Origin of the sequence: Sporosarcina ureae, assembly GCF_002082015.1 — a bacterium.
Taxonomy (GTDB): domain Bacteria; phylum Bacillota; class Bacilli; order Bacillales_A; family Planococcaceae; genus Sporosarcina; species Sporosarcina ureae_A.
In genome coordinates this window covers 2,554,394-2,570,095 of sequence record NZ_CP015109.1, presented here as the reverse complement: position 1 = coordinate 2,570,095, position 15,702 = coordinate 2,554,394, and the positions used below count along the sequence as shown (strand labels likewise).

Genomic DNA, 15,702 nt, shown 5'->3' with positions numbered 1-15,702 from the left:
TCCTAATAGTAGAAATGTCTTCGAACGGCAACCGGTAATGTACTGCCTGCATCTTGCAAGATTTTCTCTAGCTTTTCTTTCGCTCGCTTATTAAAAACTGCAAAACCTAAACATGCTGAGAGGGGTACTGCTTCATGGATTAGAAACTCAGCCTGTCTTCTAGCTTTTCGACTCAAGTCTTCATCTATGTCATGCCAATAATCTGAGGCCATGACTTTCCAATCAATTTGATTTAAATGAATTGGATCAGTAAAGAATTTCGTCAAGCGTCTAATAGCATGTGCATCTGTAAATACAAAATCTAATGCATGTTTTTGGATAGACGCTATACTTGTCATGAAATAAACAACTTCTTCTTGTTGAAGTTGTTGCTTGTGCAAGTAATACAGCATAGGCGAACGCGGTGCAAAGTAGAAAGGAACATAGTCATGTAATGTTCCGCCTTTACCTACAGGTATCCTGATTCGATCTCTCCGTGCTTGGACATCTTGATTTGCAATGTTCTGATGTTTTAGTTGATTCATCTGCATCGCCGCATGTGACTGTAATCCTCCACATTTGAGAATGGGGGGTAGATTAGTTATGTGTGTCATATGATATAGGAGCTGATTTCTCGCCACATCCGTCACTCCGTTCATTCGCTCAATACATTTATTTTACCACATTCCATCGTGTACTCATAGAAACATACGACATTAGAATTAGAATAATGCCGGTACTAGCGGTACTCTCTTTACCTGTAAGCCAATAGTAATTGTGTGGGACCTGATACCTTCTTAATGCCAATGCTACGCACACCAAAAAGGCCCTCTAATCATTTTCGCGATTAGAACACCTTTCGACTGTTACGATTGAATTGTGTGAGAATTGTGTGGGGACCTGGTACCCTCTTAATAATTGTATTGAGAATAGCGGAGAATCTTCATCACGGTCAAAAGAGAAAAATTCAATTTCAAATGAAGGAAAAGTGCATAGGTACAGGATTATGAAAAAGAGGAATTGAATTTTGATGCCGATTCATGAGGAAGAAATGAGTTCTTAAGGTATTTATATTTGATGCTATTATCGCGATTCATGATCAGCAATAAAATACTAAAAGGTCTTCCAATCATTTTTATATGATTAGAAAACCTTTAGAAAATCTCGAGTGAATTGTGTGAGAATTGTTTCGGGACCTGGTACCGTCTTTAGAATTGTTTGGGGACCTGGTACCGTCTTTTACGCAACGAACTTTGAAAACTATATCAATGAGCTAGTCACTTCAACGAAACCAAAGAGACGCCCTCTCGTTACAACCGTGCTCGATTTCAACAGAGGTGATGCGTGAGCAATGAATAGAACGATTGACCATTCATATCCATACCACTCACACTCTTACTGCTAGAGGAATATTTGTCAATGCTCTAGGAGAACGTAATCCTCCATGAATTAACATGAGTAGTTGTCGATGCTTGCGGTAGTTCTTCAGACTACTCCATTGATGCAGCTTCTGTAACTGACAATTGGCATGCTACTAATAAAAAAGAGCCTTCATGATCGGAAGACCTCAGCAATGTCTTGAATGAATTGTGTCTATATTTTTAGAGATCTGGTACCGCCTTTATATCACTTTTCATTCAGCACAGTGGAACCGTCATGCGCATAAAATTTAACTTCATATTGACTATAAATCGTTTGCGCAGTAAACAGATAATACTTCCGTTCATCATATGAGCCTGCTGGCTGATTATATATTCTTTCTATTCCTGTTGAAATATATGCTATTCGGGCGTCTTCGAAATAGCTAGTTTGTAAATACTCATGTATCTGATCTACCGATGGATTGATTGGTGAATCTACAAATGATTCACTGTCGACAGCATCTAATAACCACTTCTGACCTTCCTTTACAAACGTATATATTACATTAGCGCCTGAACTTAATCCGCGGTTCGGTATAACTGTTTTCAATACTAGTCTTGTAGAGCTCGACTCGATTATTTCAAATTTCAATACTGTGGATACAGGTTCTGCAAACAGGGAGATGTCTAGACTCGGATGCATCCATTCTTCATAATAACGTCTTAGTTCTTCTAGATAAGTAGGCGTGACTAGCGTCTTCAAATCATTTTCAATATAAGAAAAATCTCTGTAAGCGCCATTGACAATTTCTGCTGTTTCAAAAATCTTTCTTATAGCTGGTCCTATCGTTTCGACCATCTTTTTCTTTTCATCTAGAAAAGCTGGGTCTGCAATTCGAACCGGAACAATCACTTTTATTATGGTATCCCGATCATTATTATATGTAACGGTAATGAAGGTTTGGTCACCAGTTTTTGCGTTTGCTCTTGCGTGTACTTCACCAAGATAATTAACCGTAGCCACATTCAAATTTTCCACCTTTAACTTCACATTACTGTCTGGCAGCATCAGAGGATGTGTTTCCTGCTTATAATCAACTCCGCTGATTTCTAATTCGGCTGTCTCGCCTGGCGCTAGCACAAGGGGGTCTGCTATCAATTCCTCATAACTGCACGTGGATCTCTGTCGATGTGGGATACTGAGAAATGGATATGTTATATCCCAAAACGTATTTTCCGTCGATCCTATGCGTGCTGATGATTCAAAATATATTTCACCTTTTTCACTAAAACATGCTCTGTCTTTGTCAATTTCACCAGCAGCTTTAACTTTATAACCGCCCGTAATATCTACACCTGCAAGTGTAAACTGCAGAACCTCGGCATTTACATTTAAACCTAGACCAAGCTTCGCTTCCGCTTCACCTTTCAACGATAGAAAATCAGCGGACAAATTACTAGTTGAACGATTGAAAGGAGTGTAGTCACTTCCCTCTTTCTTCACTCCAAGGTTATAAGAGCTGTCTTCAACAATTTCAAATTCAATATATATCTTTCCGCTTGCCTCATAATTTATAAATAATTGAATTTCGGCACCTGCCAACCCATATGCCTTGACAGGAATCGAGATGCCAAGCGGAATTCTCAACGGTTCTGTTTCATAACTTGCCAATTTAAATTCTACGTTCATCTCATTTTTCAATCCGCTGTCTACTTCTAGCCAATCCAACACGAACCCTTTAAAATCAAAATTCACAACAGGCTTGATGAGTTGGACCTTCCCGCCAACTGTCACCGGTCCAACTCTCTCTCCTTCAGGAATTAATTGAACGTCACTGTACTCCACATAAGGATTTCCATTTTCACTTCCTATTTCAATTTTACCTATCGAATGAGCCACTGGGTTTTCAACTTCAAAAGTACGTCTATCTCCTTTATTTGTTTCATTTGACACACGAGAATGGACATCAGGATCAAGCTTGAAATCATTTGCTGTTATTGTTAACACGCTCGAAATATCTATATCTTTTATGACATCTTCTAGCTTAGGCTCCTTCGTGATTAACACCGTATTATTTCTTTCGTTTATGACATCGACAATTTCTTTTGACCAGCCGAAAGGATGTTGTTCTGTTTGAGGGAAAATGACAATATCCCCATTGGTTAATTTTTTTAACACTTCGGGTAGACCTTTAAAAACAAATCTATCACTTTCATAATTCAAATCTTCTATTGACTGCATGATAGTAGTAGGCAAACTGGTAACTCGCTCTTGATAGATTATGGTATCTTCACTATCTTCACGCGGTACAAATACATTCGACTCGTCCCGCTGCTTACTTGTTTGAAACTTCATTTTGACAGGAGTGCCTAATAATCTGCGTTTTGCAGAAGATACTTCGTTCGCAACAAATAGTGTATAAGAAGTATTCGGACGATAGCCTTCTTTTGGTGGCTGTACCCTTACTTTATTTCCGTTATCTAGTAATACAGCGGTCGTCTGAACTACTTGACCAACTTCATCTGTTACGTATACATGTGTATTGGTAATAGATGCAATTTCAACACCTTCGCTAAACGTAATGGTCCATTCTTTGTTTAATGGAACGTTGTGTTGATCAGGTAAGGATTTCCAATCGGTTTCAGCTTGTACTTTAAGATGATTCCAAGTCACACTCTCCATAAATATAATAGTAACCAACAGTATAAAGATGACTACAGACTTTCGTCTTACGGATCTTAGCATAAAATTCCCTCCTACACATTTTAGGCAGTCATTTATATAGTACCACTCTATAACGCGTTTTTTGGCACAGCGCCATTTAAATTATTCAGATACTTCATTACGTAACTTCAGCATTGCACTCTACTTATCTTTATAACTATATTATTTAAATAATTCATTTTACTACCTAGTACGCTCTCCTAAGATTAAATGAAGTGTTACCGTAATTCAGTAAACAGAAAGAAGCCATCCAATCCTATTTGCGATTGGATGGCTTCTCAATTTATATACCGTTATATCGTCAGACTAGCGTCTGGATTTTGTGATGCACAGGTACGGCTTTTTACGTACATATTAAACTAGACAACCTCACTCCATAGACCGAATCAACGTAACATTATGCTGCTCTACATCTGTCAGTTCGCCATCGTACGATTCATCCGCAACATACCACGTCTGTGAGTCAAAATAAGCCTGTAGATCTGCTGATTTGAAAACATAGCCATGTCGTGCATATATCTCATTGCGTGCCAGTCGCAAATCTGACTTCGAAAGACCATAAAGCTGCATTTCAGTGAGCTCACTGAATTCACTGTCCGCTAGAATATAATAGTCGTGTGCATCTTGAGTCACTTGTGGCGATCCTTCATCATTCACATCCATAAACACCTGACTATCAGGTGTACTATCTTCTTGCCATACATAACTTTCTTTACTAGATTCCCAGTCGTTCAGAGTATATACTACTGCCCCTACCCCGATTGCCAACACCCCAATGAGTATGCCTAGATTTCTTTTCTTTTTCACTTTAGGTGCTGTACTTTCATGCAATTTCATTTGCTTATGTTCGCTTATCAAGGCGTTGATATTCGCCATAGTCTGATGCTGACTTTTTCGCACGATCGTAGGTGCCTTATTTTCTATTACATTTTTATTGACGTCATGATCATGGACCAACACCTCAATAAGTCGGTCAAAGCTCTCTTTTGAAATGTAATTTGACACGCTACTACGCGTGAACTTTTTGGCATTTAGCATCCAACTATAGAATCCACTTGACCCTTCTGTATAGAAATAATGTTTGGTTAAGAATGTATTCTTCAACTCTTCTTCCCAATCAAGAACTTCTTGACGGTGTAAAAACTGTTCTTTCGTAATTCCATTAAATACGACGACAGATGAAATTAACTGATGGGGATCTTGTGTAGTTAAAACTCCTCTATCTGATGACAATATCTTTTTAAGTTCATCACGATAGTTTTCAGCCTGCTTCAACGGCTTCTGCATACCCTTAATTGTCTGGATACTGCCGTTAGGATAAAACCGTTCTATATAATGCTCACTCCAGGTCTTCACTTCCAAAAACATAAAGCCGACCGTTTCTTCAATAACTAAAATATCGGCTTCATAATGTAACAACGTCGGATTATGAATAATAAACGCATGACTTGGTAATTGCGCTTCCAGCATAAGCAGAATCTCTTTTTCACCTTCGAATCCTTTTTTGACAACCGCACTAGTTGCACTCTCAATCAATCGATCTAAATGTTTCATCCCATAGACTTTCCCCATTACGCTTCACCCCTGTCAGTTCATATAGAGATTCACGAGCGCATAACAACGTTCTTTAGTAAGATCTGCCGATGTCCCCGTATACGTGAGAGATTCAAAACTTCCTCCAGCGAATTCCGCGGCATTCGTGCTGGCGGTGTGGTCTCGGTATTTTATCCATTCTCTTTGCTTCACACGCAATTGTTCCATATCCCGTGCAGACAGCTGTTTCTTCAACACACCGTAGATTTCATTGAGCGCATTATCCCATCTTGTATAACGCTCGCTTTCTGCTTTGGACATATTAGCGGTAATCCCATTTACATATAAATAGTTCAAATCAGCCAAGCCCGCTTCAATCGCATCCAGCTTGGTAAGATATTGCTGTTGCTGCCCTGCAATTTTCGGAATAACATCTAGTTGCAATGCAGCACTTTTATCTTGTGGTTCGGGTGGTGCTTGCTGCTTTTTCAATTCTTCTTCCAAACGTTTCTCCAAACTCGCTAACTTTTCACCGAACTGTTCCAATGAAGCTTGATCTTTGCGAAGTTCTTCTATCGTCTGTTGCGCTTCTTCAAGTTCCCCCGCTTCCACAGAAGTCTCAATATCTTCTACATGCGCCGCCACTTTTGCTGACACTTCTTGATTCATCTTCACCGTCTCGATCATCTCTTCCAACGGTTTACGAAGTCCAATTGCCAACTTTTCTTGTCCAAGCATGCCTTCAGCCGTTTCTAAAGCACTTTCCCAGTCCCCGTCTTTCATTTCCTTCTTCACTGAATGGAATCCTTTCAAATCCTTTTCCATCGCAAGTGCCTCTTGATCATTCGGCTTCTCATCTAATGCCAACTCGACTGACGACAACGCTTTCTCATATTCACCATTCGCTAGCGCAAGCTTGCCTTGCTCCATTGCTTGATTGAACGTTCCATTTGAACAGCCAGTCAATAGAAAAACTAGTAAAAACACAATACCTATCTTTTTCATCATCTATCTACTTCCCTTCCTGACATGGTTTTTTAAAATACGCTTTTCTATTAATCTTACATTAATTTCTAGATAACAGTCGCTCGCCATGCTCTTCAAATACTTAATCAGCACTTACATTTCAGTTATATTATACCATTCTAACAAGACAAGTAACTGAAATATCTGGGCTAATTCTGTTTATGAACTATAAAACGACAACTAAAAAAAGCGCCTCGGCTGATTTCTCAACCGGGGAGCTTTTTATTGTTGTTCTGTTAAGTTGTCTATGTTACGTAGTAGATCGGCACGACTGCATAGTTTCTTTGAAATAAGCATAAATAATCTTCGGACTGACACTATGCCTTCTCTCTGTCTACATGATATAAGGATCACTCTACCTACTATCCAATGTGATGAATAAAAGACACCTATTCCTCACTCAATATCCATCCGATACCGCTGCTTTGCCTTAGTATCAGTAAAGTACAACGTTTTGTTCTCTATACTAATATCAGACGTTAAAAATTTCGTAATCTCAGTTAGGGAGCTTCCGTCCGTTCTCATTTTATATAAATAGCCGCCATTGGAGTAGTTACTGAAGTAAATCCAGTTATTATAAACCACTAATTCGTTCGCACGTATATTTGCCAGTCTTTGATCTGCTGACCCATCTGACTTCATTTTATACAGCTTGATATCGTCATTTTTATTCGCATAATAAATCCAACCATTTTCACTGTCAGATGCATGTATTTTGCTCATATATTCATAGCGCGTATCTGTCGCTTTAGGAAGACCGGTATTATTCCATGAATGTGTTTTCGCTAACTGTTTGTCCGATACGAGGAAATAGCCGTAGCCAACCTTCCCTTTTCTATCTGGTACAGGATCATCCCACGTGGAATCTAAGTTATACCAGACATTATCAATTTTGACTTTGTTCCATCCGTGGTTCATCGATGGAGTACTTACTACATATATTGTTTCAATTCCTATTTGATTGAGTAAGTATACCATCGCAAGGCCGTATCCGTTACAGACAGCTGTTTTATTGTTTGATGCACAGGTAACGCTTTTTTAAAGTAGTGATAAAGGACTTGGCCGACGAATTTGAGTGGGATCTAATAAATTGAGCAGAATAAACGCAAGGAAAAAGGAGTCTTCCAATCGATTCTCGATCAGTTGACTCCTCTTTTTACGCATTGTTTAATTGTCTGGATAGTGTATAAACTGTGTGATAGGTACCCTCTTTCTAAATAGACTCAGAGTTAAAAGATTCAATTAATTTATTATTTTGCAGTGCGATTGCATATAAATAAAGTTTAAAGGACTATTTTTACGAACATATGCGTGTAATAGATGTGCATATATGGTCGACCTACCACTTAACCGGATAATTGCCCATTAGATTCGTAACTTTTTCCCTCGGCTCAAGTTATTGAAACAGTGCGAGGATGCAAACATGTCAGCATAAAATAAAGTTCACTAACCAGGTATATGTAACTGAACAAGGGTTCCAATTTGAGAAAGCTGTTCCAATTTGGCAATCCCCCATTGTGGACCGAAGGAATGTTTAATTCTTTTATCCACATTATTTAAACCGATCCTCGTGGTATGACCTGTTCCTTTGGGTAATGGAATATTAACGGAGTTCTCCTCGATTCCCACACCGTCATCCATTATATTGAAAATGATTTTCTCATCTTCTGCATAAATTTCTATGGTAATGGTTATTGGATCACCAGTGCTTTCAAACCCGTGGACAATTGAATTTTCAACTATCGGTTGCAAAGTAAATATAGGAATTCTATAATCTACCAGATGGTCTTCTATGTTTATTACCATCTTTATTTGATCACGATAGCGCGTTTGTTGGATTGAGAGATAATATTTGAGGTGTTCAATTTCTTCCTTTAACGGAATAAGCTGATCTATGTTACGTAGGCTATAGCGTAAAATTTTTCCTAATGAATACGTGACGTTTTCAGTTTGTTTGGCGTTTTCCATATAGGCTAGCCGTGAAATTGTATTCAATGTATTAAAAAGAAAATGTGGATTAATTTGAGATTGAAGAACTTTTAATTGAGTATCCTTTAATAATTTTTCTAATTCTGAACGACGCCGTAACTCTTCCAACAGCTTTAGATTATTCAGCGATAATTCTTGAGCTGTTAAATGAGCATCTCCCAACTTCACTATGTAGTTGGCAGTGACAAAAAGCAATTCGGCAATTGAATGAACACGACTCTTGTTCTTTCGTTCTAATTGATCGTAAAACTCCTGCAGCGTCTTTTGATCTAATGGTAAATCTGCCATGTTCATCTCTACTTTTGGCAACTCTTCCAGTTCTTCATCTTCTATAAGAACCTGGCCACAAAGAATAGAACCTAGATACTTGTCACGCAATATGATAGGTGCCGCAAAATCTACAAGACCTGTATGGCAACGGTGAATGACCGGTCGTTTACTCTCTGCCGCCAATTTACCCACTTTATCGTCAGATAATATACACCGCTTAAGACCTTCGCTACACGATCTAATATATCTGCAAAATCCCGTAAATTGACTCGGACTAGTTACTGGTTCTCCTTGTGCATCACAAATTAACACAGCCACTCCCATTGCTTCTGCAAATTGCTCTTGTAGTTTTTGCAATTGGTCAATATCGACAAATTCTCTTAAGTTCTTTATCATATATTCCACCTTTTTCTGAGTCAATTATAGCGTGCTAAATGATGCTATGAATATATGTCTTTTTAATTTGTTCTTTTCTAAAAAGCAGCTCGTTTTTACGATATTGGGTTGGCGGCATTCCTTCTTGCTTTTTGAAAACTCTAGTGAAATAGTTTGAGTCAGAGAAACCGCAAAGCTGGCCAATCTCCGTAATCGTATATTGCGTACTTAGCAATAATTCCTTCGATTTTTCAAGACGTGCAGATGTAATATATTCAGTAATTGGTCTATTCATTTCTTGTTTGAATAAGCGGCTAAGATATTGCGGATGCAAATGTACTTGCCGAGATAGTTCCTTTAATGTCAGCTTTTCCTCTAAATGACCTTTTATATAAGTAGTCAATTGTTCAATGACTTCCGTTGATGCAAATTCTATATCTTGCATATCTGTAATTTCTACCGCTTTTGTTAAAGACTGTACCAATTCTTCTGGAGAAACTGGTTTTAGCAAATAATCTTCTACACCAATTTTAATGGTTTGCAATGCATAATCGAATTCATTAAATGCAGTCAGAAATATAATTTTGGTATGTGGATTCGTTTTCTTAATAATCTTGGCAGCAGTTAGACCATCCATTTTGGGCATCTTGATATCTATTAACAATACATCAATAGTAGTTGTACTTGCGATATCTACAGCTAGTAAACCATTCTTAGCTTCCAAACATTCAACGAAACCTAAATTACTTTTTTTTACAATGTTAAGCAAAACTTCTCTTTCAAGGGGTTCGTCATCGACAACTAGTAATTTTATCGATCTCTCCTCCTTACCTGGAATATTCAGCTCCTTTCATTATAAACTATATTGTAAATTCAGACAATTAACAAAACCCTCCTGTTAATTTCAGATAAACCAACAGAAGGGTAAGAAAATATTATCAAGCTTATTATGCAAGTCCAGCCTTTGCAACCTCAGTATCTTCTGCTACTGTCCCTCCACTGACACCAAAACCTCCGATAATTCGATCACCATTTTTTATTGGAATTCCACCGCCAAATGTTACAATTCTTCCATTGTTCGTTGTGTTAATTCCGAAGAGTTCACCGCCTAGCTGCGTTACATCATATAATTGAGATGTTGGCATTTGTAACGCAACTGCCGTCCACGCTTTATTTTGCGAGATATCTATACTTGCTATCAAAGATTGATCCATCCTATGACATGCCAATAAGTTCCCTCCGTTATCTACAACAGTAATCACCATCGGTACATTGATTTTTGCAGCTTTTTTTTCAGCCTTCTCAATCATTTTTTTAGCTGTCTCTAAATTCAGTTCAGTCATTCTACTCCTCCTCGTGAAATAATGGTTGACCTTTTACTAATCGAGCAGCATTTTGTCCAGCTTTTCTGCCGTTTTGTTTTCTTGCTATCAAATAGGGTCGATGGGGCAGGTTTTCATGAAAGATTGCTATGTTATTTTCGTTTCCAAGTAGAATGCTCACTTGCAACGAAGTAAAGCTGAACTTCTCAACTGAAATTTGTTTACAGTCATATGGAACTCCTTCTTCCTCAAGTCCTGCACATACTTCTTTGACCAGCTTATGATCTACCGATTCCGACAAAAAGACCGGGATGTACACTGTATTGTATTTCATATTCTATTATCACGCCTTTTCAAGGAGGACAGGACCAATCCCGTTGCCACCGCATTCCTAGGCCCTTCTGTTCCTCTGATATTTGCGAAGCCTGCGACAATCCCATATTTCGATAGCTCTTCATTAATCATTTCAGGAATCTCAAAATCTAGCGCAGAACCCCCTAACATCACTACAAAGGAGATATGACGAATATTGCGAGTAGGAATTACCTGCTCTAATGCACGAATAGCATTCGTCACAAATACTTTTCGTTTAGCCTCTCGTCGAATGCTACGAATTTGTTCCATTGAATGGTGGATAGGCAAAGGAGTAATGCTTTTCTCTTCTCGAATAACTACTTTTCCAAATGCCTCAGGAGAACATGCTTCTTCAGAAAACAAGTAGGTTCCATCCTCCAATTGCATATGATAGAGACTTTGTAATTTTCCAAGTGGAAACTTCTTTATTTTCTCAGCCAGATCAAGATCATGAAGTGATAGCTCCGTCTTGACCAGCATCGTCACCATATCTCCAGCCCCTGCCAAATGTACCGTCCGAACCATCCCATTTTCATCATTCGTCGCGGCATCCGTCGACCCCCCGCCCATATCCAAAATGACAATAGGACGTTCCGTACCCGGTGTTGTCAGTGCCCCGGCTATTGCCATTTCCGCTTCAACTCCACCTACTTCAACAGAAACTCCTAGCTCTTCTTCTAATAGTGCGGAAACAGCCTGAATGGAAGTTTTTTGGGTTTGTACCATCGAAGCAAGTGCCACTCCGCTTTCCATAGTGATTTCACCCGCAAGCGCCCCTCGAATGGAAGTAGGAATTTTTGTGTCTGTCGCAAGTAAATCTGTGATATGAATTTCATGTATATTTTGATCAGTTACTTCCGCCAAATTTTGACGTAAACCATTTAACATCGCACCTGCATTCGTACCTTGTTCACCTAGTACGTCTTTTAACACACCGATCTTTTTATAAGAATCCATAATTCCGGCTGCACCATCATTGACGTCCACCTTGATGCTCATCCTGCTACCGATTATATTTATGCTTCCTGACTCAATTTTCCGTTCTGCAATCTGCCCGGCAGGTGTCCGTATCACGACGGCTGAACGATTTCCGACCAATGATTTAGCAATAGGTGCTACTTGTTTCGTTTCATCCGGAGTTAAATCGAAGACAGTAGAGAGGCCATAAGGATTACTGAGCATCCGAATGACATGTCCTGGAGATGCCACTTCAATTGCAGCTTTTTTTCCTATGGGCACCTTATCAATCATAGTTACTTCATCTACAATGGGGATTTTTTCTTGCAGACGATTGTGGATTAGCACCCCGTCATCTTTCTGCACAATGACTCCTTTAATCTGAATACCATTTCTTTCAAGTCTATTGAACTGATAGGCTACCCATTCATAATCGAATTTCTGCGACACCACTACAATATAGGGCTGACTTTCTTCAGCATGTTGCAGTAATTGCTCGATCAATATGGTTTGACCTATCCCAATTCCTTCTCCTCCCGGTGTATCAGGATTATGACCGATCATGGAGGATTCTGTAATGATCGTCTCACTGATGACATCCATGGCAAGATCACCAATGACAGGAACCGCGTCATTAATTCGAATCATAGTAATCTCAGAAATATCTCGATTGATCTTCGACATGGCTATTTGTAAACACGATATTATTCCTTTAATATTAGTTACCGTTCCTTTAATCCCTGTCGTCGGAACAAGATGCTGTGTTAAAAACATGGCATCATTTTCAGATGTTTCTAAAATTGCTGCTTCTGTTGATGAATTCCCTATATCAATGCCTGCAATAAGTTGCCTTCTCATTATTTATTCCTCATCTATGCGTAATAGGTTTCGTCGGCTATATACTTCAGCCGCCTCTTCTACTAACTTGGCGTTTTCAAACGCTTGGTAATCACGCTTTAATTCATCAGCAATGGCCAGCAATTCTTCATGGGAGGAACGATTTGGACGAAGAGCACTATAGATTTCGAGAATTCTTTCATCGGAGATCGTAATAAGTTCTGCTGCTCTTCTGAAATTCCTCCCTAATTGGTCCCGTCCTATATTCTCTGATATTTCCGCTTGCATGATTAAGGTATCGGGGCTAATCCGCAAATCTTTGCTGGAAATGTCTCCTTTTAAAGCCGCTTCTAAGGTCAAGTCATCATAGGCTTTGTTCGTTGGCGTAAATAATATGTCTGGTCTTTTCTGTCCTAATGGGTAATCTTGTCTTGTCAATCGACTCATACGGTTTCCTCCTCCGAAATGGTAAAGCTGTAATCTACATTTACAGCCGGCTTGCCCCCTACAATTTGTTGCGCTTCTTTCAAGTGTAAAATTGCTGCAATTGCCTGGTATCGTGGTCTAGCCATCTGATCGTTTACAACAGGAACAGGATCAACATTTTCTCCCCGCGCATATAGAGCGGCATTTCTCCCGATATTGCGATAAGTTTCAAGTGTAATTAGCGGTGATTGCGGAAAGAGTTCCAAATTGCTTAACGGATCTAAACCTCGTTGGTGAATAATCGTTGTTCCTCTAGACTGAATACCGATTCCGATTCCCGAGCCACTCAATTTAGCAGCCAGATGGCCGATAAATGCTAAGTCGGCTGTTTCAAAATTACGAATAACTCGTGTTACTCCCCCTTGTTCTTCAATTCCAGAGATGATTTCCCGCAAAACTTTACTGTGCTCTACGTTAATAATTGTTTTTGAAAGCGCTTTACCAAAGGCCGGTGAAACAGCAATGACCACTTCTTTTGGATCTTTTCCTTTAGAAGCTCTCGATTGATCTTCCATTTGCATCTCGATAGAATATGAATAACTCACCTAATAACACCTCCTCAATACTCGCTCGGACTAATTGCTTGGCGAATATTCTTGATTTCTTCCCATCTTTCATCACTCATGCGATACCCAGTGCCTGGTCCTGTATAGTCATTTTCATTATTAACTGCGCTTTGTACTATATTGTTTTCGTCAATTATAGCGGAAGTGTGTAAATAATCACCCGCCACACGTTGCTTGAGCATATTAAAAATTCTTTCTGCCACTTGATGGTAGCCTCTATTAGCCAAAGCCAAAGCGACATCCAATCCAGTAATGCCTTCTTTCAATACACTCTCGGCAGCTTTTAAGTCTTCCATTACGTTTCTTTTCGGCATATCTTCGCTGCTATTCGCGTATGTTGCCGCGTCAATCTCTTCTTCAGTAATTGCTGGAAAAGCAAGTTCTTCAAAAAGTACTTGCATCGTCTTTGCAGCTTGATAACGCATTTCAATTACTTGGCTTTCCTCAACTGGCCGCAAACCTCCATCTACCATCATATCTCGTTGTATTATCAAATAATCGTCTAAATCAGATGAATCCATATTTGAACCAGCAAACATGTTGTCGCTATTAGGGACTGCACTATAACCTGAAAATACGAAGTCAGTGCCCGGAAGCATTTGACATAGCATCTTCGCACTGCGGCGTAGATCTGAGTGTGAAAAAGTTTGGTCATTTCCTGAAGCTACTTCTAAATCAAACATTGTGGTCGCCAAGTTTTCTGCTAATATGGCACGAATACCGCTTGGTACAGCAGCTGGAATGCCAATACAGCTAATCGAACCATTTTGCAGTCCTTGGACACCTGCTCCTTTGGCCATCATAATACAGCGGACTTCCAAATATAACATTGACTTTCCTTCTGAACCTGCCATCTGTACTTCAGAACCTGTTCCTGAGGTAAATCTCATCTTCGATCCACGCGAAGCATAAGCAGAGGCCAAGAATGACTTAGACCATGGGGTATCGTCTCCATCTTTAAAAACAGACTCTGTTCCATAGATTGAGATAGTCTCTGCATAGGTCGTCAACCCCAGCATCGCTAGTCGCAACTCAGTTGCCTCCTCCAGCGCATCTTGCGTCAAAATTCCACCTCTTACTGTTTGTGAACCCACTAAAAGAGCAAGTGCATTAAACGGTGCGTATCGGACAATACCTACCGTTGTTTCTTGTTCATCAAATCCTCTTAACGCAGCTTCTGCTGCATCGGCCGCCATTAAAACAGGATTATCACGGACATTTGTCACATGGCATTGGTTAGAAGGTTTCTTTCTAGCCCGCATCTTTTGGAGTGCCATCATCATCTCTACTACATTTAATTGATTCAGCACCTCTACTACTTTGGCAGGTGTCAAACCTTTCACAACCGCTAACACTTCAGCCCGTGAAACATTAATATCCACTAACTTTCTTGCAATATCTAAGCTTTCCATATTCATCATCTGTACGGTTGATTTAATATCTATTGTATAATCTGCAATAAATTGATCTAACATATCAAAATCTTTCCGCAGTTTTCCATCTAGCTCAATAATACGCCCATCTTGTATTTTAACAGAGGGCAAAGGATCATCCGGGCTAGACATCGCAATAAATCCTTGTTCCGGCCACTCATGTACAAAACCATCCTTATTGACAGGCCGATCTTCCAACACTTGAAAACGCTTGGACCGTCTAACTGCCGTTGGGTTCAATTTCATGCAAACACTACCTTTCCGAATTTTCGAACTATTAAATTGAGTATAAGCTATGTATTTCTCTATTTCCCTATAGAATTCATACTTGGTTTAGGATAAATAATACTTTTAAAGCTGCGAACTAGCATTATTCAATTTACGTGTTTCACACTAGTGGCTCATTCGGTCCGCAATACTCACCATAGACGCCCTACCTTCACCTTCTCTTCTAATTATAATTGTTTGGAGTATAGCGGAGAATATTCA

14 protein-coding genes are annotated in these 15,702 nt (G+C 39.4%); 1 reads left to right on the top strand and 13 read right to left on the bottom strand.

Translation table 11 applies throughout. The features are described 5' to 3' along the window. Positions 1 to 2: 2 nt before the first annotated feature. Positions 3 to 593 carry a type II toxin-antitoxin system toxin DNA ADP-ribosyl transferase DarT gene (gene darT, locus SporoP17a_RS12645; RefSeq protein WP_237262430.1) on the bottom strand — a complete coding sequence of 197 codons (591 nt, stop codon included), beginning with the start codon at positions 591 to 593 and terminating at the stop codon, positions 3 to 5. A 563-nt stretch (positions 594 to 1,156) separates the two neighbouring features. Here darT and SporoP17a_RS16805 point away from each other — a divergent pair. Beyond that, a complete protein-coding gene (locus SporoP17a_RS16805; protein WP_156890573.1) occupies positions 1,157 to 1,327 on the top strand; it encodes a hypothetical protein in 171 nt (56 codons plus the stop codon). Positions 1,328 to 1,605: 278 nt separating this feature from the next. Here SporoP17a_RS16805 and SporoP17a_RS12640 read toward each other — a convergent pair whose 3' ends face one another. The 12 genes from SporoP17a_RS12640 to SporoP17a_RS12585 form a co-directional block, all read right to left on the bottom strand. After that, positions 1,606 to 4,086 (bottom strand): Ig-like domain-containing domain, encoded by a 2,481-nt coding sequence (locus tag SporoP17a_RS12640; RefSeq protein ID WP_083035007.1) that lies wholly within the window; start codon positions 4,084 to 4,086, stop codon positions 1,606 to 1,608. Between the two features lie 348 nt (positions 4,087 to 4,434). Next, on the bottom strand, positions 4,435 to 5,637 hold the full coding sequence (locus SporoP17a_RS12635) for a YARHG domain-containing protein (protein ID WP_083035006.1): 1,203 nt from the start codon (positions 5,635 to 5,637) through the stop codon (positions 4,435 to 4,437). A gap of 15 nt (positions 5,638 to 5,652) precedes the next feature. Further along, complete coding sequence (locus tag SporoP17a_RS12630; protein WP_083035005.1) at positions 5,653 to 6,606, bottom strand: lysozyme inhibitor LprI family protein; 954 nt, start codon at positions 6,604 to 6,606, stop codon at positions 5,653 to 5,655. A 414-nt stretch (positions 6,607 to 7,020) separates the two neighbouring features. Next, the gene (locus SporoP17a_RS12625; protein ID WP_167693430.1) at positions 7,021 to 7,542 is read right to left on the bottom strand and encodes a DUF5050 domain-containing protein; all 522 of its coding nucleotides are present in this window, start codon (positions 7,540 to 7,542) and stop codon (positions 7,021 to 7,023) included. A gap of 528 nt (positions 7,543 to 8,070) precedes the next feature. Further along, a complete protein-coding gene (locus SporoP17a_RS12620; protein WP_083035003.1) occupies positions 8,071 to 9,279 on the bottom strand; it encodes a sensor histidine kinase in 1,209 nt (402 codons plus the stop codon). Positions 9,280 to 9,313: 34 nt separating this feature from the next. Beyond that, positions 9,314 to 10,072: a response regulator transcription factor gene (locus tag SporoP17a_RS12615; RefSeq protein ID WP_257788201.1), complete on the bottom strand. Its 759-nt coding sequence runs from the start codon at positions 10,070 to 10,072 to the stop codon at positions 9,314 to 9,316. A 133-nt stretch (positions 10,073 to 10,205) separates the two neighbouring features. Then, positions 10,206 to 10,601 (bottom strand): GlcG/HbpS family heme-binding protein, encoded by a 396-nt coding sequence (locus SporoP17a_RS12610; RefSeq protein ID WP_083035001.1) that lies wholly within the window; start codon positions 10,599 to 10,601, stop codon positions 10,206 to 10,208. A 1-nt stretch (position 10,602) separates the two neighbouring features. Then, positions 10,603 to 10,914, bottom strand: coding sequence for a glycerol dehydratase reactivase beta/small subunit family protein (locus SporoP17a_RS12605; RefSeq protein ID WP_083035000.1), 312 nt, complete (start codon positions 10,912 to 10,914; stop codon positions 10,603 to 10,605). Further along, on the bottom strand, positions 10,911 to 12,749 hold the full coding sequence (locus SporoP17a_RS12600) for a diol dehydratase reactivase subunit alpha (RefSeq protein ID WP_083034999.1): 1,839 nt from the start codon (positions 12,747 to 12,749) through the stop codon (positions 10,911 to 10,913). The genes SporoP17a_RS12605 and SporoP17a_RS12600 overlap by 4 nt, the downstream gene beginning before the upstream one ends. A gap of 3 nt (positions 12,750 to 12,752) precedes the next feature. Beyond that, complete coding sequence (locus SporoP17a_RS12595) at positions 12,753 to 13,175, bottom strand: diol dehydratase small subunit (protein WP_083034998.1); 423 nt, start codon at positions 13,173 to 13,175, stop codon at positions 12,753 to 12,755. Then, a complete protein-coding gene (locus SporoP17a_RS12590; RefSeq protein ID WP_083034997.1) occupies positions 13,172 to 13,759 on the bottom strand; it encodes a propanediol/glycerol family dehydratase medium subunit in 588 nt (195 codons plus the stop codon). Before SporoP17a_RS12590 ends, SporoP17a_RS12595 begins: the two co-directional genes overlap by 4 nt. A 14-nt stretch (positions 13,760 to 13,773) precedes the next feature. Further along, positions 13,774 to 15,459, bottom strand: a complete 1,686-nt coding sequence (locus SporoP17a_RS12585) for a propanediol/glycerol family dehydratase large subunit (RefSeq protein WP_083034996.1) — start codon at positions 15,457 to 15,459, stop codon at positions 13,774 to 13,776. Positions 15,460 to 15,702: the final 243 nt, after the last annotated feature.